The following is a 20825-nucleotide window of genomic DNA, read 5'->3' on the forward strand; positions in this document are numbered from 1 at the left end:
GAGGAGGCCAAAGGTGGCAATGGCCGTCGAATTCAGTGCGGAGCGACGTGGCGACCCCTGTCAAACCACGGCCATTCCGTCGCGTGCGTGCGGCCAGCCCGTGTGCGTCAGGCCAGCGCCGGTTCGCGCCGCAGCAGGTCCTGGAAGGCACCCAGCAGGTAGGCGTCGATCATGCCGCCGGACGCGTCGTCCAGGATGCGCATGACCCGGCCGCGCTCCATCGCATCGCGATACGGGCGGTCGCTGGTCATCGCGTCCCAGGCGTCGACGATGGTGAGGATGCGCGCGCCCAGCGGAATGCGCTCGCCGCGCAGGCCGTCGGGGTAGCCGCTGCCGTCGAAGGCTTCGTGGTGCGCGCGGATCAGGCGGGCCACGTCGGCGGCGTCGGCGCGCCCGGTGGCCAGGAAAATGCGTTCGCCGTGTTCGGGGTGTTGGCGCATGATCGCCTGCTCGGCGTGGTCATGCCGCCCGGGACTGAGCAGCACGTCGTCGGGAATGCCGATCTTGCCGATGTCGTGGAAGCAGGCGGCCAGTTCGATCTGGTCGCACTGATCAGGGGCCAGGCTGCAATGCCGGGCCAGCGAGCGGGCCAGCAGGCCGACGCGGTCGCAGTGGTGGCGGGTGTAGGCATCGCGCAGCTGCAGCGACATCGACAACGCGTCGATGGAGCAGCCCAATGCGGCGGGGGAGGCGTAGGGGGAGTGATCGGTCACGGGAAATACTGGCCACGCTCCCGGTCGCCGAAGCGACCGGGAACGGCGGAATCAATGCCTCTGCAGCTGGATGCCGTGCTTCTTGGCGTACGCATCCTGCGCCGCGTCCAGGGCCTGCATTTCCGTATCGATACGGTTGCCGACGGTCTGCAGCTTCTCGGCCAGCGGCATGACCTGCTCCTTGGTCTTGTCGGCCGGCAGCGCGGCCATTTCCACCAGGATGCCGAACATCTCTTCGGCGCTCTGCACGTAGGCGCGCAGCTTCTGGTGCACGTCCTTGGCATCCTCGTCCGGCGGCATCTGGTCGATGCGGGTCAGGTACTGCTGCATCTCGGTGCGGGCACGTTCCAGGCCGGGCTTGAGCGTGTCCAGGCCCTCACCGGTGGCCAGCGCCTTCTGCAGCGGCTCGCTCTTGTTGCCGACGGTCCACTCCTGCACGGTGCTGGCAGCGCCGTTCCAGAAGGCGACGTTCTCGGTGAGGTATTCGCTGGCGCTCATGCCACTGCCACTGCCACCGCAGGCGCTCAACAGGCCGAGGCTGGCAGCCAGCAGCAGGGTACGGAATCGTTTCAAAGCAACTCTCCTTGTCGCGGGCAGAGAACAGGCGAAAAACCCTCCGGCCCGCAGAAGCGGAGGGTCACAGGGGAAGCGGGGATCAGCGTGGCGACAGGGTCAACAACAGGGCCTTGGCCGCGCTGAAACGGTCTTCGGGCAACGGCAGCGGGTGCTTGATGCGCAGCTTGTCCGGGCCGTCCATGGTGTACAGCTTGGGCTGCTTCTGGATCATCTGGATGACCGCCATCGGGTCGATGGCCGGCTTGGCCTCGAACACGATGCGCCCGCCATTCTCGCCCAGCTCCAGCTTGCGCACGCCCAGCACGTTGGCCTGGAGCTTGAGTTCGGCGATGGCGAACAGGTGCTTGGCCGGGTCGGGCAGCAGGCCGAAGCGGTCGATCATCTCCACCTGCAGCTCGCGCAGTTCATCGGTGTCGCGCGCGCTGCTGATGCGCTTGTACAGGGTCAGGCGGGTGTGGACGTCGGGCAGGTAGTCGTCGGGAATGAGCGCGGGCACATGCAGTTCAACCTCGGCACCGCGCACTTCTTCGCCGGCATCCAGGTCGGGCAGCTTGCCCAGGCGGATGCTGCGCACCGCGCGTTCCAGCAGTTCGGTGTACAGGCTGAAGCCCACCTCGGCCATCTGGCCGCTCTGGTCTTCGCCGAGCAGTTCGCCGGCACCGCGGATTTCCAGGTCGTGGGTGGCCAGGGTGAAGCCGGCGCCCAGTTCGTCCATCGAGGCGATCGCATCCAGACGCTTCTGCGCGTCGGGGGTCATCGCGCGCTTGTCCGGCACCACCAGGTAGGCATAGGCGCGGTGGTGCGAACGACCCACGCGACCGCGCAGCTGGTGCAGCTGGGCCAGGCCGAAGCGGTCTGCGCGGTTGATGATGATGGTGTTGGCGTTGGGGATGTCGATGCCCGATTCGATGATCGTGGTCGACAGCAGCACGTTGTAGCGCTGCTTCTGGAAGTCCAGCATCACCCGTTCCAGCTCGCGCTCGGGCATCTGCCCGTGCGCGATGCCGATGCGGGCCTCGGGTACCAGTTCGGCCAGGTCGCGCTGCATGCGGCCGATGCTTTCCACGTCGTTGTGCAGGAAGTACAGCTGGCCACCACGGGCCAGCTCGCGCTGGAACGCTTCGCGCAGCAGCGCGTTGTCCCAGGCGGTGATGAAGGTCTGTACCGCCAGCCGGTTCGGCGGCGGGGTGGCGATGATCGACAGGTCGCGCAGCCCGGCCATGGCCATGTTCAAGGTGCGCGGGATCGGGGTGGCGGTGAGCGTGAGCAGGTGCACGTTGGCGCGCATCGCCTTCAGCGCTTCCTTCTGGCGCACGCCGAAACGCTGCTCCTCGTCCACCACCACCAGGCCCAGGTCCTTGAACTTCACGTCCGGCTGCAGCAGGCGGTGGGTGCCGATGATGACGTCGATGGTGCCGGCGGCCACTTTCTCCAGCTCGGCCTTGATTTCCTTGGTGGTCTTGAAGCGCGACAGCACTTCCACGCGCAGCGGCCAGTCGGCGAAACGGTCGCGGAAGTTGCGGTAGTGCTGCTCGGCCAGCAGCGTGGTCGGCACCAGCACGGCCACCTGCTTGCCGGCGCTGGCGGCGGCGAACGCGGCGCGCACGGCGACTTCGGTCTTGCCGAAGCCGACATCGCCGCAGACCACGCGGTCCATCGGCTGGCTGCTGGCCAGGTCGCGCAGGGTGGCGTCGATGGCGGCCAGCTGGTCGGGGGTTTCCTCGAACGGGAAGCCGGCCGCGAACGGCTCGTACATCGAGCGGTCCACGTGCAGCGCCAACCCGGCGCGGGCGCGGCGGCGGGCCTGGATTTCCAGCAGTTCGGCGGCCACGTCGCGGACCTTTTCGGCCGCACGGCGCTTGGCCTTGCTCCACTGCTCGCCGCCCAGCGAATGCAGCGGCGCGGTCTCGGCCGATGCGCCGGAGTAGCGGCTGATCAGGTGCAGCTGCGCCACCGGCACGTACAGGCGGTCGCCCTTGGCGTATTCGATCTCCAGGAACTCGCCCGGCATGCCGCCGGCATCGAGCACGATCAGGCCGCGGTAGCGCCCCACGCCGTGGTCTTCATGGACGATCGGCGCGCCTTCGGTGAGCTCGCCGAGGTCGCGGATGATCGCTTCCGGCTCGCGCCCGACCCGGCGGCTGCGGCGGGTGGTGCCGGCACGCTCGGGGAACAGCTGGCGCTCGGTCAGCACCGCGATCTGCGGCGTGTCCAGCGCGAAACCGTCTTCCAGCGGCGCCACGGTGATCGCAAAGCGGCTGCTGGCGTCGGCCAGGAATGCGGGCAGGTCGACCACCACCGGCGGCTTCAGCTCGGCCGCCTGCAGCACTTCCAGCAGCGCTTCGCGGCGCCCGGGCGAATCGGCGGCAATCAGCACCCGGCCGGGGTAGTGGCCAATGAAGGACTTCAGTGCTTCGCCGGCCGGTGCGTCGCGCGCGGCCACCGGCAGCGGCGGCAACGGCTGGTCGCCCAGTGGCTGCGCGTCGTCGATGCGCGCGTGGTCGGCGTTCCAGATCTCGATGCGGGGCAGCGCATTGAGCGTGGTATTCAGTGTTTCCGGGCTGAGGTACAGCTCCTGCGGCGCCAGCAGCGGGCGCTCCACGTCATGGCGGCGCTGCTCGTAGCGGTTGCCGGTCTGCGCCCAGAAGGCAGCGGCCGCTTCGCCCACGCCCGCGCCGATCACCGGCAGCACGTTCGGCTGCAGGTAGTCCAGCAGGGTGGCGGTCTGGTCGAAGAACAGCGGCAGGTAATACTCCACGCCGGCCGGGGCCAGCCCGGCCTTGAGATCCTGGTACAGCGCGCTGCGCCGGGTATCCACGTCGAAGCGTTCGCGCAGGGTGGCCAGCACCCGCGACACGGCCAGGTCGTCCAGCGGGACTTCGCGGCCGGGCAGCATGCGCACCGCATCAACCTTGTCCAGCGAGCGCTGGCTTTCCGGGTCGAAGGCGCGGATCGAATCGATGTCCTCGTCCAGCAGCTCGATGCGCAACGGCGTCTGTGCGCCCATCGGGAACACGTCGAGCAGGCCGCCGCGCACGGCGAAATCGCCCGGGTCCATCACCTGCGGCACGTTGCGGTAGGCCGCCGCTTCCAGGCGCCGCTTCTCCGCATCCAGGTCCAGGCGCTGGCCGACCTTCAGGTCGAAGCTGCCGCCGATGATGTACTTGAGCGGCGCCAGCCGCTGCAGCAGGGTCTGCACCGGCACGACCACGATGCCCCGGGTGAGCGTGGGCAGCTGGTGCAGCGCGGCCAGGCGCTGGGAGATGATGTCCGGGTGCGGGCTGAAGGCGTCGTAGGGCAGGGTTTCCCAATCCGGGAACGCCACCACCGGCAGCGCGGAGGCGCCGCCCAGCAGGGTGCGCAGATCCGATTCGATCTGGTTGGCCCCGTGGTTGTCGCGTGCGATGACCAGCAGCGGCCCGTCATGGACCTCCGCGGCACGGGCGACATACCAGGCCAACGCCGTGGCCGAAGCGGGAGCGCGCCACCAGGCGCGGAGCTGGCCGGAACGGGGCAGCGGCGGAGCGGGATAGGAGGGACGTGACATGAACCGTCGATTTTAGCAGACGCCGAAGTCACGGCCGTGTCAGCCCGGCCTGTTGCCAATCGCGAGCGGGTGTCGGCCGGCACTACGGCCGGCACTCCCTCAGCTGTCGAGCTCCAGCACCATGCGCACCAACCCGGGCGTGCCCTGCGGGTGCGGCACCGGCTTGAAGCCGAGCGAAGCGGCCAGCTGCTTCATCGGCTCGTTCTCTTCGGCCACGTCGCCGTACAGGCGGTCCAGGTACTTGCCGCGCGCCCACTTGACCAGCTTGCGCATCAGCTGCCGGCCCAGCCCCTGGCCGACCAGGAAGCGGCTGACCAGGATGGCGTACTCGGCTTCGCGGGTGCCCTGGATGATCGAGGCCCGTGCCACCGCGCCGACCACGGCTTCACCGGCGGGCAGCGACTCGGCCGCCACCAGGGTGATTTCGCTCTTCGGGTTGGGGTGGGTCAGGCGCTGGGTGGTTTCCGGCGACAGCTCGGTCACCGATTGCAGGAAGCGGTCGCGGATCTCTTCGGGCCCGAACAGGCTGAAGGCCGCATGCAGCGGCGCCCCGTCTTCGGGGCGGATCGGGCGGATCAGCAGCTCGTGGCCACTGGGTGCCTTGAAAATCTCGTGCCAGGGCGGCATGCGGTTACGGGTAGCCATACCGGTGATTCCTAGGTGGTCTTCGGATTCTCGCATCCCGGGGCGCCGGTTCCGTGAACGGAACGCTCACGCCGTTCAGGGGCGCGCAAGGACGCTCATTCGGCCTGCTTGAGCCACTGCAGCCGGGTGCTGGCGCCGGCCTCGCCCAGGAACTGCTTCAGCGCCGGCATGGCCGGCGCCAGCACCTGGTCGAACTGCCAGGGCGGGTTGAGCAGCAGCATGCCGCTGCCATTGAGCCGCAGCGGCGAGTCGTCCGGCCGGATCAGCAGTTCGGCGGTGAGCACCGACTTCACCGGCAACGCGCAGGCCTTGCGCAGGAAATGCAGGATGGTGCGACGCTGCTTGATCGGGAACCAGATCGCGAAGGTGGCCTGTGGCCAGCGGCCCAGGATTTCGCTCACCGAGGCCAGAATGGCCTGGTACTCGGCGTCCTGGCCCTCGTAGGGCGGGTCGATCAGGACCAGCCCGCGGCCGATCTTCACGCCGTTGGCCTTCGGCGGCAGCAGGGCACGGTTCTGTGCATAGCCGTCGGCGTGGTAAACGCCGACCCGGCTGTCGTGGGCGAACAGCGCCTTCAGCGAGGCGGCCTCGTCGTCCTGCACCTCGCAGACCGCCATGCGGTCCTGCTCGCGCAGGGCGCGGGCGGTCAGCAGCGGCGAACCGGGGTAGCTGATCATGGCCCCGACCGGGTTGTCGGCCTGGACCGCCTTCAGGTAGCGCTCGACCACCGCCGGCAGCGTGGGCTGGGCCATCAGGCGCATCACCCCGTCCTCGGCCTCCAGGGTCTTGCGGCTTTCCTCGCTGGCCAGCAGGTAGCGGCCAGCGCCGCCGTGGGTGTCCAGCACGAAGAACGGGCTGTCCTTGCGCTTGAAGGTGTCGAGCAGGGCAAGCTGCACGATGTGCTTGAGCACATCGGCATGGTTGCCGGCATGGAAGGCGTGGCGGTAATTCATCGGCGCAGTGTACGGGGCGGCGGGCCCAGCGGCTATGCTGCGCGCATGAACCGCCCCCTGCACAACGTCCTGGTCGTCGAAGACGAAACCGCCATCGCCGACACCGTCCTGTATGCCCTGCGCAGCGAAGGCTACGGCGCCCAGCATTGCCTGCTCGGCGGCGGCGCGCTGGAGGCCCTGCGCCAGCAGACCTTCGACGTGGTGGTGCTGGACGTGGGCCTGCCGGACATGAGCGGGTTCGAGGTGTGTCGCAGCCTGCGCACCTTCAGCGAGGTGCCGGTGATCTTCCTGACTGCACGCAACGACGAGTTCGACCGCGTGCTGGGCCTGGAACTGGGCGCCGACGACTACATGGCCAAACCCTTCTCGCCGCGTGAACTGGTGGCCCGGGTGCGCGCGCGTCTGCGCCGCAGCAGCGCCCCGGCCGAGCAGGCCGGCTGGCAGCAGCACGGCCGCTTTGCGATCGACCGCGAGGGCCGTCGCATCCGCTTTGCCGAGCAGCCGCTGGAACTGACCCGCTATGAGTACGCGCTGATGGCCGCGCTGCTGCAGCGCCCGGGGTCCATCCTCAGCCGCGCCCAGCTGATGGACCGGGGCTGGGATACCGACGCCGACAGCGCCGACCGCACCGTGGATACCCACGTCAAGACGCTGCGGGCCAAGCTGCGGGCCGCAGGCGCCGACCCCGACCCGATCCGCACCCATCGCGGGCTCGGCTACGCGCTGGAGGTCTGAGCCATGCGGCTGGGCCTGAAGCTGTTCCTGGGGTTCTTCCTGATCGTGGGCATCGCCGCGTTCTTCGTGATGCGCATCTTCGTCAACGAGGTCAAGCCCGGCGTGCGCCAGGCGATGGAGTCGACCCTGGTCGATGCCGCCAACGTGCTGGCCGAGATGGCCGCCGCCGACCTCAAGGCCGGGCGCATCCGCAATGGCCCATTCGTGGCCAGCCTGGCCCGCGCGCAGCGCCGCGATCCCAAGGCGATGGTGTGGCGGTTCCCCAAGCGCACGCTGGATTACCGGGTGACCATCACCGACGCCAAGGGCATCGTGGTGTACGACTCCACCGGCCAGGGCATTGGCCGCGACAACTCGCGCTGGAACGACGTCTACCGCACCCTGCGCGGCGAATATGGCGCCCGCTCCAGCCCGGAAACCCCTGGCGACGACACGCATTCGGTGATGCATGTGGCCGCGCCGATCCATGACCCGGCCGATGCAAAGCGCCTGATCGGCGTGCTCAGCCTGGCCCAGCCCAATCGCAGCATCGACCCGTTCATTGCCGCCAGCCAGCGCGCCATCATGCAGCGGGGCGCGTGGTTGATCGGGTTGTCGGCGCTGATCGGGCTGTTGATGACGGCGTGGTTGATGCATGGCGTGAACCGGCTCAACCGCTACGCCAAGGCGGTCAGTGCCGGCGAACCGGTGCCACCGCCAAAGCCGCGCCGCGATGAGATCGGCGACCTCGGCCAGGCGCTGGAAACCATGCGCCGCAAGCTGGAGGGCAAGGCTTACGTCGAGCAGTACGTGCAGTCGCTGACCCACGAGATGAAGAGCCCGCTGGCCGCGATCCGCGGTGCGGCCGAACTGCTGCAGGAACCGTTGCCCGATGCCGACCGCGTGCATTTCGCGCGCAGCATCCAGGGCCAGGAACAGCGCCTCACCGAAACCATCGACAAGCTGCTGGTGCTGGCCGAAGTGGAGCAGCACGGTTGGCTGCAGAAACGCGAGCGCATCGAACTGGGCCCGCTGCTGCAGGCGGCCGCCAGTGCGGTGGCGATGCGCGCGCAGGCCGCCGCGGTGGCGATCGACGTGGAGGGTCCGGATGGGCTGGTCATCCAGGGCGACGGCTATCTGTTGCGCCAGGCCTTGAACAACCTGCTGGAGAATGCGCTGGCGTTCTCCAGTGCCGACAGCCGCCTGCAGTTGAGCGCCGCGCGCGAAGGCGACGGCGTGGTGCTGCGCGTGGCCGACCGCGGCAGCGGCGTGCCCGACTACGCACTGGACCGCGTGTTCGAGCGCTTCTATTCGCTGGCGCGGCCAGCCACCGGCCTGCGCAGCTCCGGCCTGGGCCTGTCGTTCGTGCAGGAGGTGGCGCGCCTGCATGGTGGGCGGGTGCAGCTGCGCAACCGCGAAGGCGGCGGTGCACTGGCATCGCTGTGGTTGCCAATGCGCGACCCGGGCGCGCCGATCCGGCGCTGAGCCCAGGCGCGGCAGGCACTTCACACAGACTTCAAACTCAGCACAAACCCCGCACACCACCGCGCCCGAAGCTGGCCCCCTCCCAACCGAGGACGGGCCATGAAATCCCTGAAAATGCTGTTGCGGTTCGCCATTGTCGGCGGCCTGATCCTGTTGCTGCTGATTCCCTTGATGATGATCAAGGGCGTGATCAAGGAGCGCGAGGCGTACCGCGACGAGGCCTACCTGCGGGTGTCGCAGAGCCGCGCCGGTGCGCAGACCCTGACCGGTCCGGTGCGCGTGGTGCCGTGGACGGACACGCGCGAGGTCGAGGTGGTCGACGCGGCCGGCAACAAGAAGAAGGAAATCCAGACCGAGCACAGCTACTGGCTGCAGATGCCGGCCACGCTGCGGGTGGACGGGCAGATGCAGCCCGACGAACGTCGGGTCGGCCTGTTCCGGGTGCCGGTGTACAGCTGGAAGGCGAAGATCACCGCCGAGTTCGCCGACGACGACTATCCCATCAAGGCCGGGCGCGTGTATGGCACACCGTACCTGGCGGTGGGCATCGCCGACCTGCGCGGCCTGGTTGGCTCGCCCACGTTGCAGGTCGATGGCCAGGCGTTGACGCTGCAGCCGGGCATCGGTGACGTCACCGGCCTGGGCAAGGGCCTGCACGTGCCGCTGCGCGACTTCGACGACAGCATCGGCGGCCTGCTCAAGGGCAGCCGCCTGCAGCTGGACATGGTGCTTGACGGCACCCGTTCGCTGGCGGTGGTGCCGGTGGGGGATGACAGTCGCATCGCGATCCGCTCGCCGTGGCCGCACCCGCTGTTCGGCGGCAGCTTCCTGCCCAACCAGCGCACCGTGACCGACACCGGCTTCGACGCGCAGTGGGCGGTGTCCTCGCTGGCCTCCGAAGCACAGCGCCAGCTGCGCGACAGCAAGGACCTGGACCCGGAAACGGTCAGCGTTGAACTGGTCAACCCGGTGGACATCTACACCCAGGCCGATCGCGCCAGCAAGTACGGCATCCTCTTCATCCTGCTCACCTTCGTCGGGTTCATCCTGTTCGAGCTGATCAAGCGCCTGCGCATCCATCCGCTGCAGTACCTGATGGTGGGCCTGGCCCTGGCGATCTTCTTCCTGCTGCTGCTCAGCCTGTCCGAACACATTCCGTTCTGGCTGGCCTATCTGGTGTCGGCGGTGGCCTGCATCGGGGTGCAGGCGGTGTATCTGTCGGGGGTGTTGAAGAGCTGGGCGCGCGGCCTGGGCTTTGCCGGCATGCTCACCGTGCTGTACGGCGCGCTGTACGGCCTGCTGATCTCGGAGAACAACGCGCTGCTGATGGGCTCGCTGCTGCTGTTCGGCGTGCTGGCCAGTGCCATGTGGATCACCCGCCGGATCGACTGGTACGAAGTCGGCGCGAGCCTGAAGTAAGGAGCGGCACATGAGCTGGCGCAACGGGTTGCGGCAACGCGCATGGCAGGGCATTCCCGAACTGCTGGAAGTGGACGCACTGCTGCAGGCCAGCAGCGTGCTGGCGGCCTTGCCGGGGGCGCGTATCGCTCCCGGGCTGGTGCGCTTCAAGCTGGCGGCGCGGACCTGCGAAGGGGTGCAGCGGCAAGGCCTGGACTGGTTGTCCGGTGCACGCCAAGGCCGCGGTGCCCTGGCCGGGAAAGTGCCGCGCTACCGGCCCTGGAAGGCCGGCAGCGCGGCGCTGGCCGAGATTGGCACCGCCGGGCTGCCGATGGACTGGCCGGCGCACGCCGCGGTGTATGGCTGCAGCAGCGTCGACCGCCGGCACTGGCTGTTGCTGGTGCCAGGCAGCGCTCAACTGTGGCTGGGCTGGACCGGCTGAGTGGCGTCGGCCGGGCCTATCCCTGCGTGCGCACATGACCGATGGGACGGGGGCCCGGCGCGCGCGCTGGCTAGACTCGACGGTTCGACGAGCAATGCCGAAGGGCCGGGGTGGGGCGTGGTGAAGTGGAGCGGGCTGAAGTGGGGTGTACTGGCGGTAGCGCTGGCGATGGGGGGCAATGCAACGGCGCAGCAGCGCGAAGCGGTGGACCTGGACATGGTGGGCAAGATCCGCCAGCAGGCCTTCCACCAGTCCCAGGTGATGGACACCTTCAGTTATCTCACCGAGCGCATCGGGCCGCGCCTGACCAACTCGCCGGCGATGGGCCGGGCCAACGCCTGGACGCGCGGCAAATTCAACGACTGGAAGCTGGACAACGTCCACGACGAAGCCTTCGATGGCTTCGGCCGTGGCTGGGAGTTCACCTCGGCCAGCGTGGAGATGCTGGGCGATCGCGTGCAGCCGCTGCATGCGCTGCCCAAGGCGTGGACGCCGGGCACCCGCGGCCCGGTCGAGGGCGAACTGGTGCAGGTGGACATCAAGAAGCCCGAAGACATCGAGAAGTACCGCGGCAAGCTGCGCGGGAAGATTCTGCTGCTGGGCGAGGCGCGCGAGTACAAGCGGGGCACCGACGCCGATTCGCACCGGCATGACGCGACTTCGCTGGAGGGCCTGCAGGAATTCACCCTGCCCAAGGACAAGGACGTGGTGGCCGACCGCGCCAAGCGGGTCAAGGAATACCAGGAGAAGCAGGCGCTGGCGGCCAAGGTCAACGCGTTCTTCGTCGCCGAAGGCGCACTGGCCTCGATCAGCATCAGCGGCTGGGACAACGGCATCATCCGCGTTGCCGGCGGTGGCTCGCGCAAGGCCGGGGAATCGGTGGGCATTCCCGAGCTGGCGATGATCGCCGAGCATTTCAATCCGCTGGTACGTGCGCTGGATTCCAAGCAGCCCGTGCGCCTGCGCGTGGATGTCGCGGCCCGTTTCACCGACGAAACCGATCAGCCCGGCTACAACACGCTGGCCGAGATCCGCGGCAGCAGCAGGCCCGATGAAGTGGTGATGATCGGCGCGCACCTGGACTCGTGGCACAGCGGCACCGGCGCCGCCGACAATGCCGCCGGCGTGGCGGTGATGATGGAGGCCATGCGCATCCTCAAGGCTGCGGGCGCCAAGCCGAAGCGCACCATCCGGGTAGCCCTGTGGAGTGGCGAAGAACAAGGGCTGATCGGCTCGCAGGCCTATGTGGCCAAGCACTTCGGTGGCTTCCCGGAGCCTGCCGATGCGGCGCAGAAGGCGCTGCCGGCCTCGTTGCGCGAGCCGACCGGGGCCCTGCAGAAGACCCGCGATTACAGCAAGTTCCAAGTCTACTTCAACATGGACAACGGCTCGGGTCGCTTCCGCGGCATCTACGCGCAGGAGAACATGGCGGCCGTGCCGATCTTCGAGGCCTGGCTGGCCCCGTTCCGTGACGTGGGCGCCACCACCGTGGCCACCCGCAACACCGGCAGCACCGACCACATCAGCTTCGACCGGATCGGCCTGCCAGGCTTCCAGTTCATCCAGGACCGGCTGGACTACTTCACCAACGTCCACCACAGCCACCTCGATACCTGGGACCACGCCGAACCGGAAGACCTGAAGCAGGCTGCCGCCATCGTGGCGTCCTTCGCCTACCACGCGGCCATGCGCGAGCCGTCCTTCCCGCGCAAGCCCGAGCCGCAGCCGCAGCCGTGAGGCGCCGGCACGGAGGGGGCAACGGCCTCCTCCGTGCCCTCCCGGGGGTAGTGGTAAAATCGGCGGATTCCCGTTCCCCGAGCCTTCCATGAGCTGCCGCACCCGTTTCGCCCCCAGTCCCACCGGCTACCTGCACATCGGTGGCGCCCGCACCGCGCTGTACTGCTGGCTGGAGGCCCGTCACCGTGGCGGCGAATTCGTGCTGCGCATCGAAGACACCGACCGCGAGCGCAGCACCCAGGGCGCGATCGACGCGATCCTGGAGGCGATGGACTGGCTGGGCCTGGGCTACGACGAAGGCCCGATCTACCAGACCCAGCGCGTGGCCCGGTACCTGGAAGTGGCCGAGCAGCTGGTCGCCGACGGCAAGGCCTATTACGCCTACGAAACCCGCGAAGAGCTCGACGCAATGCGCGAAGCGGCGATGGCCAAGCAGGAAAAGCCACGCTACAACGGCGCTGCGCGCGACCTGGGCCTGCCCTACAAGGACGACCCCAACCGCGTCATCCGCTTCAAGAATCCGCTGGACGGCACGGTGGTGTTCGACGACCTGATCAAGGGCCGCATCGAGATCGCCAACAGCGAGCTGGACGACATGGTCATCTTCCGCCCGGACGGCTTCCCCACCTACAACTTCGCGGTGGTGGTGGACGACTGGGACATGCGCATCAGCGAAGTGATCCGCGGCGATGACCACATCAACAACACCCCGCGCCAGATCAACCTGTACGAAGGCATCGGCGCACCCGTGCCGAAGTTCGGCCACATGCCGATGATCCTGGACGAGCAGGGCGCCAAGCTGTCCAAGCGCACCGGCGCGGCCGACGTGATGCAGTACAAGGACGCCGGCTACCTGCCCGACGCGCTGCTGAGCTACCTGGCCCGGCTGGGCTGGTCGCACGGTGACCAGGAGCTGTTCAGCCGCCAGGAGCTGATCGACCTGTTCGACGTGACCAACTGCAACTCCAAGGCCGCGCGTCTGGACATGGCCAAGCTGGGCTGGGTCAACCAGCACTTCCTGAAGACCGAAACGCCGGACAGCATCGCCCCGCACCTGGTCTACCAGCTGAACAAGCTGGGCCTGGATCTGGCCGCCGGCCCGGCCCCGGCCGACGTGGTGGTGGCATTGCGCGACCGCGTGCAGACCCTGAAGGAAATGGCCGAGAAGGCGGTGGTCTGGTACCAGCCGCTGACCGAGTACGACGAGGCGGCCGTGGCCAAGCACTTCAAGCCAGGCGCGGAACTGGCGCTGGGCAAGGCCCGCGAGCTGCTGGCGGGGGTTGCGGACTGGACCGCCGAGGGCGTGTCGGTGGCGCTGCACGAGGTGGCCACGGCGCTGGAGATCGGCATGGGCAAGGTGGCGCAGCCGCTGCGCGTGGCCATCACCGGCACCCAGGTCAGCCCGGACATTTCACAGACGGTGTTCCTGGCCGGGCGTGAAGAGGCCTTGAAACGCATCGACGTCGCACTCACTAAAGTACCGACGGCCTGACCACAGGAGACCGCGCATGCCTGCCAAAACCGCTTGTACCGCTCCGCACCACCACGTCCACGACGCATCCGACTTCGTGAAGGTGGTGGAGCGCGTGTGCTCGGAACGCGGGCTGCGCCTGACCCCGATCCGCGCCAACGTGCTGCGTCTCATCGCCGAGGCCGGCAAGCCGGTCAAGGCGTACGAACTGCTGGAGTGGGTGCGCAGCGGCAAGGGCGTCGGTGCCGACGCCCCGCCCACGGTGTACCGCGCGCTGGATTTCCTGATGGCCAACGGTTTCGTGCACAAGCTCGAATCGGTCAACGCGTTCGTGGCCTGCCACCATCCCAGCAGCGCGCAGCATTCGGTGCCGTTCCTGATCTGCAACAGCTGCCACAGTGCGGTGGAATTGGAAGACAAGGAGATCGTGAGCCAGCTGGAAAAGCGCGCCAAGGAGCTGGGCTTCCAGCCGCAGGCGCAGACCCTGGAAGTGCACGGCCTCTGCGCGCGCTGCGCCGGGTAGGTACCGACCGTTGGTCGGTGCGCTCGCTGCAAAAATCGCCGCGCCCTGCGCGGCTTTTTTTTGCTTCTTCGCCCATCTGCGGGACAAGCAGAAACACCGTTTGACGCTTTCCAGGTCCGGCCGTCGGCGGGTCGGGCGCTGGGCCCCCATGCCCTTTCCGGCGACGCCCCCGGCGTCGGCCTGCGGCCGCCCCCTCATCCTTTACTTCGCCTCCAAGGGCATGGGGGCCCAGCGCCCGACCCACCGATAGCACCAGAAAAGCCTGGCCCCGTGCTTACCGAAAGCAGAGCCCCGTAGCAGCCGGTAGGCTCCTGGGCAAAGTAAAGGAGGAGGCCGCGACGCGGCCGGGGGACATTTGCGCCAGGGGCCTACCGGCTGCTGCGGGGCCCTCACGCTCGCGACCGGCCCGATCGGAGACGCCAGCCGATCCAAACGGCGCCTGCACACCCCGGCACCCGCCCTTGCAGCAAGACGCGGAGAAGAGCCTTCTTTGCGCGATGTCCCGGATCAATCATCCCCTTGGCAGAACCACGCCATGCGTGGCTGCCCCGGCGATCAGCTGCCCCACCTCCAGCGCACCACCGTAAGCCGCCGGCGCGCTGCCCTTGGCCGCCTTCTGCGCCAGTGCGTTCAACTTCACCGGCGCTCGGCCGCGGCGGTGTCGCTGCCGTCTGCCGCCGTATCCACCTTCACCACTACCGACATGCCCGGGCGCAGCCGCTTGGCCAGCGGCTGGTCCGGGTCGATGGAAATGCGGATGGGCAGGCGCTGCACCACCTTGGTGAAGTTGCCGCTGGCGTTGTCCGGGCGCAGCACGCTGAACTCCGAGCCGGTGGCCGGGGCGATCTGCTCGATGTGCCCGTGCAGCTTTTCACCGTCGAAGGCGTCCACCTTGAACGAGGCGGGCTGGCCGATGCGCATCTTCCAGGTCTGGCCTTCCTTGAAGTTGGCCACCACCCACAGCGTGTCCGGCACCAGGAACAGCAGCTGCGAGCCGGCCGTGACGTACTGGCCCAGGCGCACCGAGGCTTCGCTGATCTGGCCATCGCGCGGGGCATGGATGACGGTGTTGGCCAGGTCGATCCGGGTCAGTTCCAGCTGCGCCTGCGCGGTTTCCACGCGGGCCTCCAGACTCTTGCGTGCCACCTGCGTGGAGGTCAGTGTTTCCTCGGCGATGCGGATCTGCGCCTGCGACTGCAGCACGGTCGCCTGCGCTGATTGCGCACCGGTGCGCAGCTTGTCGCGGTCGCTGAGCGCCACCAGCTGCTGCGCGGCGAGTGCTTCATAGCGCTTGAGCTCGGTGCGCGACCGCGCCAGCTCCGATTGGCCGGCGACAAGGTTGGCCTGTGCCGCACCGATCTGCGCACGGTTCTGCGCCTGGGCCTGGTCGGAGTTGGCCAGCGCGGCCTTGGCACTGTCCAGGTCGGCCTGGGCCTGGGCCACTTTTTCCTTGTAGATGCGGTCATCGACGCGCACCAGCGGATCGCCCTGTTTGACATGCTGGAAGTCCTTGACCAGCACCTCGGTGACATAGCCATTGACCTGCGGCGCCAGCACGGTGATCTGGCCGCGCACGTAAGCGTTGTCGGTGCTCACCCGGGTGCTGTCGAACGGCCACAGCGACCACGCGCGCAGGATCAGCGCGATGCCCAGCAGCGCAATCACGATCATGATCACCACGCTGCGGGTGCTGGGCTTGAGGTACTTGGGCGCGCTCGGCGGCGGCACCGCGCCCGCTGCGCCCGTGCTGCCGGCGGGGGCGGCATCGGTCGGCGGGGCCGGGTTGACGTTCTCGGGTGCGCTGTCGTCGCGGGGCGGGGGTGTGGGCATGGGGGGACTCATCGGGGCGGTGCGGGCAACGGCGCCGCGACTGAAGGGGAAGGGGGCGAGGGGTGGCGCTTGCGCCACTGCTTGACGACGGCGGTGCGCACCGACAGCAGCAGCAACCAGCCCAGGAAGCCCAGCGCGACCGTGCCGCTGAGCCGGAACACGTCATTGAAGGCGCGCACGTTGGCTTCGCGGCGGGCGGTCAACGCCAGCTGCGCCGTGCCCTGCGCGCTGCGTTGCACCGGGTCGGTGATCAACCCGGCGTAGAGCTGCTGCTGTTGTTTCAGGCGCTGCGCGACGACGCCATCGGCCGGGTCGAGCTGGCTGACCAATGCCGTGGAATACAGCTGCTCGCGGTGCAGCTGGTAGGTGCCCAGCACCGCCGAGCCGGCCAGCCCGCCCAGGGTCTGGGTGATCGACAGCGTCACCAGGAAGGTGATCATGTGGTCCACGCCCTGCTTCAATGCCTGGGTGATGCCGAGCATGATCAACGGCCCCATGAACATGCCGGCGCCCACCGAGGCCAGGAACTGGCTGGCGAAGAAGTCGTGCGGGCGGTCCAGGCTGGTGCGGCTCTGGTCGAGCAGGGCCGCGCTGCCCAGAAGCAGAATGGCCATCAGCAGCTGGGCGATGATGCGCTTGGGGCCGAACGTAAGCGAGGCCGCCGCGATGCCCGTGATCACGCCGGCCAGGATCACCCCGAACAGCGGGCGCATCTGGTCCGGCCCCATGCCCAGCTGGCGCATCAACCCGACCACGCCGTACGACTGTTCGGTGGTGAGGAAGCGGATCAGGAACGCGCCGACGATGAAGTGCAGCACCGGCAGGCTGGCCAGCCACCGCGTCTGCAGCAGCGGGTTGCGCCGGTAGTGCTCGAGGATGAAGCCGGCGGTGGCCAACGTGATGGAAGCCACCAGTGCCCAGCCCAGCCACGGCGTATCCAGCCACCAGCGCACGTAGCCCTGGGCCAGCACCACCACCAGCAGGCCCACTGCCGGGGCGAGCAGGGCGAAGGTGAGGAAGTCCAACGGCTCGAACGCCTTGATCTGCACGCCCGGCGGCAGCTTCAGCACCACCACCGCCGCGAACGCGCACAGGGCCAGGCCGGCCTCGAACAGGTACAGGGTGTGCCACTGGCCGGTGTCCACCAGCCCCGGCGACACCAGCCAGGCGATCGGCACGGCCAACTGCGAGATGCCCACCCCGATCACCAGCAGGTTGCCGGTGTATTTGCGCGGCAGCGACTGCAGCATGTACAGGGTGCCCAAGGTGCTGCAGGCGGCGCCGGCAAAGCCGCTGGCCGCGCGGGTCAGTACGGTGGTTTCATAGCTGCCCACGAACAGGTGCAGCACCGCCAGCGCGGCATACAGGCCCAGGCCGATTTCGGCGAACAGGCGGATGCCGTACTGCTGGCGGAACTTGAAGGCGAGCAGGTTGGCGGTGACGTTGACCATCGCATAGGCGGCCACCAGCCAACTGCCCTGCGCCGGGGTCAGGCCGAGCTGGCCCTGCATGAAGGGCAGGTTGGCGGTGACCAGCGCATTGCCCAGGCCACCGGTGATGCCCACCAGCAGCGCTACGGCGGCATAGGCCACGCGCCGGTGCCACGGATGCCACGGCATCGACGCCGAGCCGGGCAGGGTCGGCTTCTCGTGGTCTTCCCAGTCCGGGATCGGTTTGAGGTACTGCGCCATCAGCCCTCCGCGTCGACGGGTCCCTGCAGTCCGGTACGCAGCAACTGCAGGGCGCGCGCCACCAGCTTGGCCCGCTCTTCGCGGGATTTGCCACGCAGCGCGGCTCCCAGCATGCCTGAGATCAGTGAAATGTCCGTCACCTGCAGATCCGCACGGCACAGGCCGGCGGCGATGGCGCGCTGGATCGGCGCTTCCAGCAGACCCCAGATGGTGTGCCGGGCGGCCTTGATGGCCGGGTCATCCGGATCCACCGCGCGCCAGTAGTCCGACAACGCAGGCGACTGCACGATGCGGGCGGCCATGCCTTCGAGTACCTCGAACAACGCGTCATCGCGCTCGCCCAGGCTCTGCACCTGGCGGTTGATGCGGGCCACCGTACGCTGCAGCAGTGCCTCCACCAGCGCGGTGCGGTCGGGGAAATTGCGGTACAGGGTGGCGCGGCCCACCTGCGCACGTTCAACCACCAGATCGAGCGGGGCAGTGACACCATGCTGCCCGAACACCGCATCGGCGGCGTCCAGGATGAGGGCGCGGCGCGCAGCCGCATCGGCACGTTGGGAGGTCATGCGGCATTTTCGGACGAAAATGTCCGCAGCGGAAGGGGCCGGTGCAGCGGGGGTAGGGCAGGGTGCGGAAAGGTCTGCAGCGCGTGAAGCCGTCAGGTCACAGCGCCAGTGGACGGTACTGCAGGATCCGGTCGGCGATCTGGGGCGCGGACAGGTCCTCGAAGAAAATGTAGTTCACCGCGTCCGGATCAAGCACGGCGTCGACCAGCCGTTGGATATCGGCATCGGTGTCCCGTTCGCTGCCCGCTGCAGCCTGGATGCGCGCGATGAGGGCGATCAGGGCGTCACGGTCCAGGCGTGAACCGGCAGGGAGGGAATGGGTCATCGGTGCACCGGCATCAACGGGAGGTGGGGACGCCATGACAACCATAGCGCGCTTCGCGGATCGGCAGGTTGACCACGGCGGCGATGGCGGCCAGTGCGATGTCGGCGTACCACATCCACAGGTAGTTGCCCGAATGGGCCAGCGCCACGCCACCCAGCCACGCGCCGAAGAAGCCACCGAGCTGGTGCGAGAGCAGGGTCAGGCCGAACAGCGTGCCTAGATAACGCGGCCCGAACAGCTTGCCGACCAGGCCGGCGGTGGGCGGGACGGTTGCCAGCCAGGTGAAGCCGAGCGCGGCGGAGAACACATAGAAGGTGGTCGGGGTAGGTGGGGCGACCAGGTACAGGCCGATCATCACCGCGCGGCTGGCGTACATCCAGAACAGCAGGTACTTCATGCGGTAGCGCTGCCCGAGCGCGCCGACGATGAGGCTGCCGGCGATGTTGAACAGGCCGATCAGCGCGATGGAGGTGGAGGCGACGGTGGGCGACAGCCCGCACAGGGCGATTTCGCCGGGCAGGTGGGTAACCAGGAAGGCGATGTGCAGGCCGCAGGTGAAGAAGCCCAGGTGCAGGCACCAGTAGCTGCGGTCGCGCACGGCCAGGCGCAGTTGTGCGCGCAGGCCGCCGTCGTCGTCGGTGCCGGCGCCGGCGGCATGGTCGCCAGGACGGCGGCGCAGCGGCCAGGCCAGGGGCAGGGAGAGCAGGGTGATGGCGGCCATGGTGAACATGGCGCGGGCCCAGCCGGCGCTGCTGATGATCCATTGCACGAGCGGGGCAAACACGAACTGGCCCAGCGAGCCGCCTGCGTTGATGAGGCCGGCGGCGAAGGAGCGTTTTTCAGCGGGCAGGCGATGCGCGGTGGCGCCGATCAGCACCGAGAAGCTGCCGGCGCCAGCGCCGGCGGCCATGAGCAGGCCGAGGCTGAAGCTGAGGCCGAGCGGGCTGGTGAGGTAGGGGGCCAGCAGGAGGCCGATGGCGAGCAGGACGCCACCGAACAGGAGTACGGGGAGCGCGCCACGCTGGTCGGCCACGGCGCCGAACACGGGTTGCACGGCGCCCCAGACGAACTGGCCGATGGCGAGGGCGAAGCTTATTTCAACAATGCTGACGCCGGTGCTGCGGTGGATGGGGTCGAGGTAGAGGCCGCTGGTCTGGCGCACGCCCATGGTGACCATGAGGATGGCGGAGGCAGCGACGAGCAGGCCCCAGTGCAGGGTCGGTGCACGCGGGGCGGTCATGCGGGGGCTCCCTCGGGGAGGGCGTGGTCGAGCTGGTCGAGGAGGGTGTTGAGCTGCGCGGTGAGGAGGGGGCCGAAGGCGTTTTCGACGTGGCTCTGGGCACGCTGCCAGAGCGGGCGGGCGCGGCGCAGGACGGCTTTGCCGGCGGGGGTGATGGCGATGAGGCGTTGGCGGGCGTCGTGACCGCGCTGTTCCTGGAGCCAGCCGGCGAGGAGGAGGGGTTTGAGGTTGCGGGTGAGGGTGGTGCGGTCCATGCCGAGGGCGTCGGCGAGGTCGCCAAGCTGGCGGGGCGTGGGGGCGCGGCGCAGGATGGAGTAGGCGTTGAGGCTGAGTCCGGCGGGCGCGAGGTAGCTGTCGTAGATCTGCGAGAGCTGGCGCGAGGCGCGGCGCAGGCGGAAGCAGGTGCACGGGCTGGCGGTGGTGGGGTCCATGGCGGGGCGCGCTGGGTGGTCTGGCTGGATCATACGTGTATATGCACGTAAAAGGTCAAGTGCCTGGGCCGGAGCCGGAGCCGGAGCTGAAGCCGGAGCTGAAGCCGGAGCTGAAGCCGAAGCCGAAGCCGGGTTTGGCGGTGGCCGGTGGTTGGCGTGAATGGGTGGCGGGTACGCGGTTCCAGGACACGCCGTGAACCCATCCCTGGGGGCTCGTGGGCGCCATCCATGGCGCCCAACGGTCCTGGAACCACGTACCCGCCACCCATCTCACAGATCACGCGCGTGCTGGCAAACCGCTGGGCATCGCGGCTTTTGTTTACTGCGACGCTCGCATTGGTTATCGGAGCGGCCGTTGATCTAGTAGTTGCTCTAGCTGTTGATCTTGCTGTTGTTGTTGTTGCTGTCGGTTTTTCCACGGCCACCAACCAACTGTCGAGGGTGGGGGTGTGTGGGTTCACGGGACCCTGAGCGCCATGGATGGCGCGACGGAGCTTACATGGACGTACTTGCAGCGTGTCCCGTGAACCCACACACC

19 protein-coding genes are annotated in these 20825 nt (G+C 68.4%); 7 read left to right on the forward strand and 12 right to left on the reverse strand.

Annotated elements, in window-relative coordinates:
* Window positions 1-107 precede the first annotated feature (107 nt).
* The 5 genes from ABIA71_RS18965 to ABIA71_RS18985 form a co-directional block, all read right to left on the reverse strand.
* Window positions 108-650 carry an HD-GYP domain-containing protein gene (locus ABIA71_RS18965; RefSeq protein ID WP_502961283.1) on the reverse strand — a complete coding sequence of 181 codons (543 nt, stop codon included), beginning with the start codon at window positions 648-650 and terminating at the stop codon, window positions 108-110.
* A 114-nt stretch (window positions 651-764) separates the two neighbouring features.
* Window positions 765-1286: a kinetochore Spc7 family protein gene (locus ABIA71_RS18970; protein ID WP_038689572.1), complete on the reverse strand. Its 522-nt coding sequence runs from the start codon at window positions 1284-1286 to the stop codon at window positions 765-767.
* An 82-nt stretch (window positions 1287-1368) separates the two neighbouring features.
* Entirely contained in the window at window positions 1369-4836 is a 3468-nt protein-coding gene (gene mfd, locus ABIA71_RS18975; RefSeq protein WP_354287315.1) for a transcription-repair coupling factor, read from the reverse strand.
* Window positions 4837-4935: 99 nt separating this feature from the next.
* The gene (locus ABIA71_RS18980; RefSeq protein ID WP_038689569.1) at window positions 4936-5481 is read right to left on the reverse strand and encodes a GNAT family N-acetyltransferase; all 546 of its coding nucleotides are present in this window, start codon (window positions 5479-5481) and stop codon (window positions 4936-4938) included.
* 95 nt (window positions 5482-5576) lie between these two features.
* Window positions 5577-6434, reverse strand: coding sequence for a 23S rRNA (adenine(2030)-N(6))-methyltransferase RlmJ (locus tag ABIA71_RS18985; RefSeq protein ID WP_137188950.1), 858 nt, complete (start codon window positions 6432-6434; stop codon window positions 5577-5579).
* 45 nt (window positions 6435-6479) lie between these two features.
* Between ABIA71_RS18985 and creB the strand changes: the two genes are divergently transcribed.
* The 7 genes from creB (at window position 6480) to ABIA71_RS19020 (ending at window position 14204) form a co-directional block, all read left to right on the forward strand.
* On the forward strand, window positions 6480-7169 hold the full coding sequence (gene creB, locus ABIA71_RS18990; RefSeq protein ID WP_354287317.1) for a two-component system response regulator CreB: 690 nt from the start codon (window positions 6480-6482) through the stop codon (window positions 7167-7169).
* A 3-nt stretch (window positions 7170-7172) separates the two neighbouring features.
* A complete protein-coding gene (gene creC, locus ABIA71_RS18995) occupies window positions 7173-8633 on the forward strand; it encodes a two-component system sensor histidine kinase CreC (RefSeq protein WP_354287319.1) in 1461 nt (486 codons plus the stop codon).
* A 99-nt stretch (window positions 8634-8732) separates the two neighbouring features.
* The gene (gene creD, locus ABIA71_RS19000) at window positions 8733-10052 is read left to right on the forward strand and encodes a cell envelope integrity protein CreD (RefSeq protein ID WP_354287321.1); all 1320 of its coding nucleotides are present in this window, start codon (window positions 8733-8735) and stop codon (window positions 10050-10052) included.
* 10 nt (window positions 10053-10062) lie between these two features.
* On the forward strand, window positions 10063-10473 hold the full coding sequence (locus ABIA71_RS19005) for a hypothetical protein (RefSeq protein WP_354287322.1): 411 nt from the start codon (window positions 10063-10065) through the stop codon (window positions 10471-10473).
* A gap of 168 nt (window positions 10474-10641) precedes the next feature.
* Window positions 10642-12210: a M20/M25/M40 family metallo-hydrolase gene (locus ABIA71_RS19010; protein WP_354287342.1), complete on the forward strand. Its 1569-nt coding sequence runs from the start codon at window positions 10642-10644 to the stop codon at window positions 12208-12210.
* 88 nt (window positions 12211-12298) lie between these two features.
* Window positions 12299-13702, forward strand: a complete 1404-nt coding sequence (gltX, locus tag ABIA71_RS19015) for a glutamate--tRNA ligase (protein ID WP_354287324.1) — start codon at window positions 12299-12301, stop codon at window positions 13700-13702.
* A 16-nt stretch (window positions 13703-13718) separates the two neighbouring features.
* A complete protein-coding gene (locus ABIA71_RS19020) occupies window positions 13719-14204 on the forward strand; it encodes a Fur family transcriptional regulator (RefSeq protein WP_228886659.1) in 486 nt (161 codons plus the stop codon).
* Between the two features lie 511 nt (window positions 14205-14715).
* Here ABIA71_RS19020 and ABIA71_RS19025 read toward each other — a convergent pair.
* From ABIA71_RS19025 to ABIA71_RS19055, 7 genes are all read right to left on the reverse strand, one after another.
* A complete protein-coding gene (locus ABIA71_RS19025) occupies window positions 14716-14844 on the reverse strand; it encodes a hypothetical protein (RefSeq protein ID WP_354287326.1) in 129 nt (42 codons plus the stop codon).
* A complete protein-coding gene (locus ABIA71_RS19030; RefSeq protein ID WP_354287328.1) occupies window positions 14841-16034 on the reverse strand; it encodes an HlyD family secretion protein in 1194 nt (397 codons plus the stop codon). Before ABIA71_RS19030 ends, ABIA71_RS19025 begins: the two co-directional genes overlap by 4 nt.
* 8 nt (window positions 16035-16042) lie before the next feature.
* Window positions 16043-17728, reverse strand: coding sequence for an MFS transporter (locus tag ABIA71_RS19035; protein WP_354287344.1), 1686 nt, complete (start codon window positions 17726-17728; stop codon window positions 16043-16045).
* Window positions 17725-18291, reverse strand: coding sequence for a TetR/AcrR family transcriptional regulator (locus ABIA71_RS19040; protein WP_128095414.1), 567 nt, complete (start codon window positions 18289-18291; stop codon window positions 17725-17727). Before ABIA71_RS19040 ends, ABIA71_RS19035 begins: the two co-directional genes overlap by 4 nt.
* A gap of 97 nt (window positions 18292-18388) precedes the next feature.
* Entirely contained in the window at window positions 18389-18616 is a 228-nt protein-coding gene (locus ABIA71_RS19045) for a hypothetical protein (protein WP_354287330.1), read from the reverse strand.
* A 13-nt stretch (window positions 18617-18629) separates the two neighbouring features.
* Window positions 18630-19856 carry an MFS transporter gene (locus tag ABIA71_RS19050; RefSeq protein ID WP_354287332.1) on the reverse strand — a complete coding sequence of 409 codons (1227 nt, stop codon included), beginning with the start codon at window positions 19854-19856 and terminating at the stop codon, window positions 18630-18632.
* Window positions 19853-20287, reverse strand: coding sequence for a MarR family winged helix-turn-helix transcriptional regulator (locus ABIA71_RS19055; protein WP_354287334.1), 435 nt, complete (start codon window positions 20285-20287; stop codon window positions 19853-19855). Before ABIA71_RS19055 ends, ABIA71_RS19050 begins: the two co-directional genes overlap by 4 nt.
* Window positions 20288-20825: the final 538 nt, after the last annotated feature.

The organism is Stenotrophomonas sp. 2619, from assembly GCF_040548725.1.
Classification (GTDB): domain Bacteria; phylum Pseudomonadota; class Gammaproteobacteria; order Xanthomonadales; family Xanthomonadaceae; genus Stenotrophomonas; species Stenotrophomonas maltophilia_AP.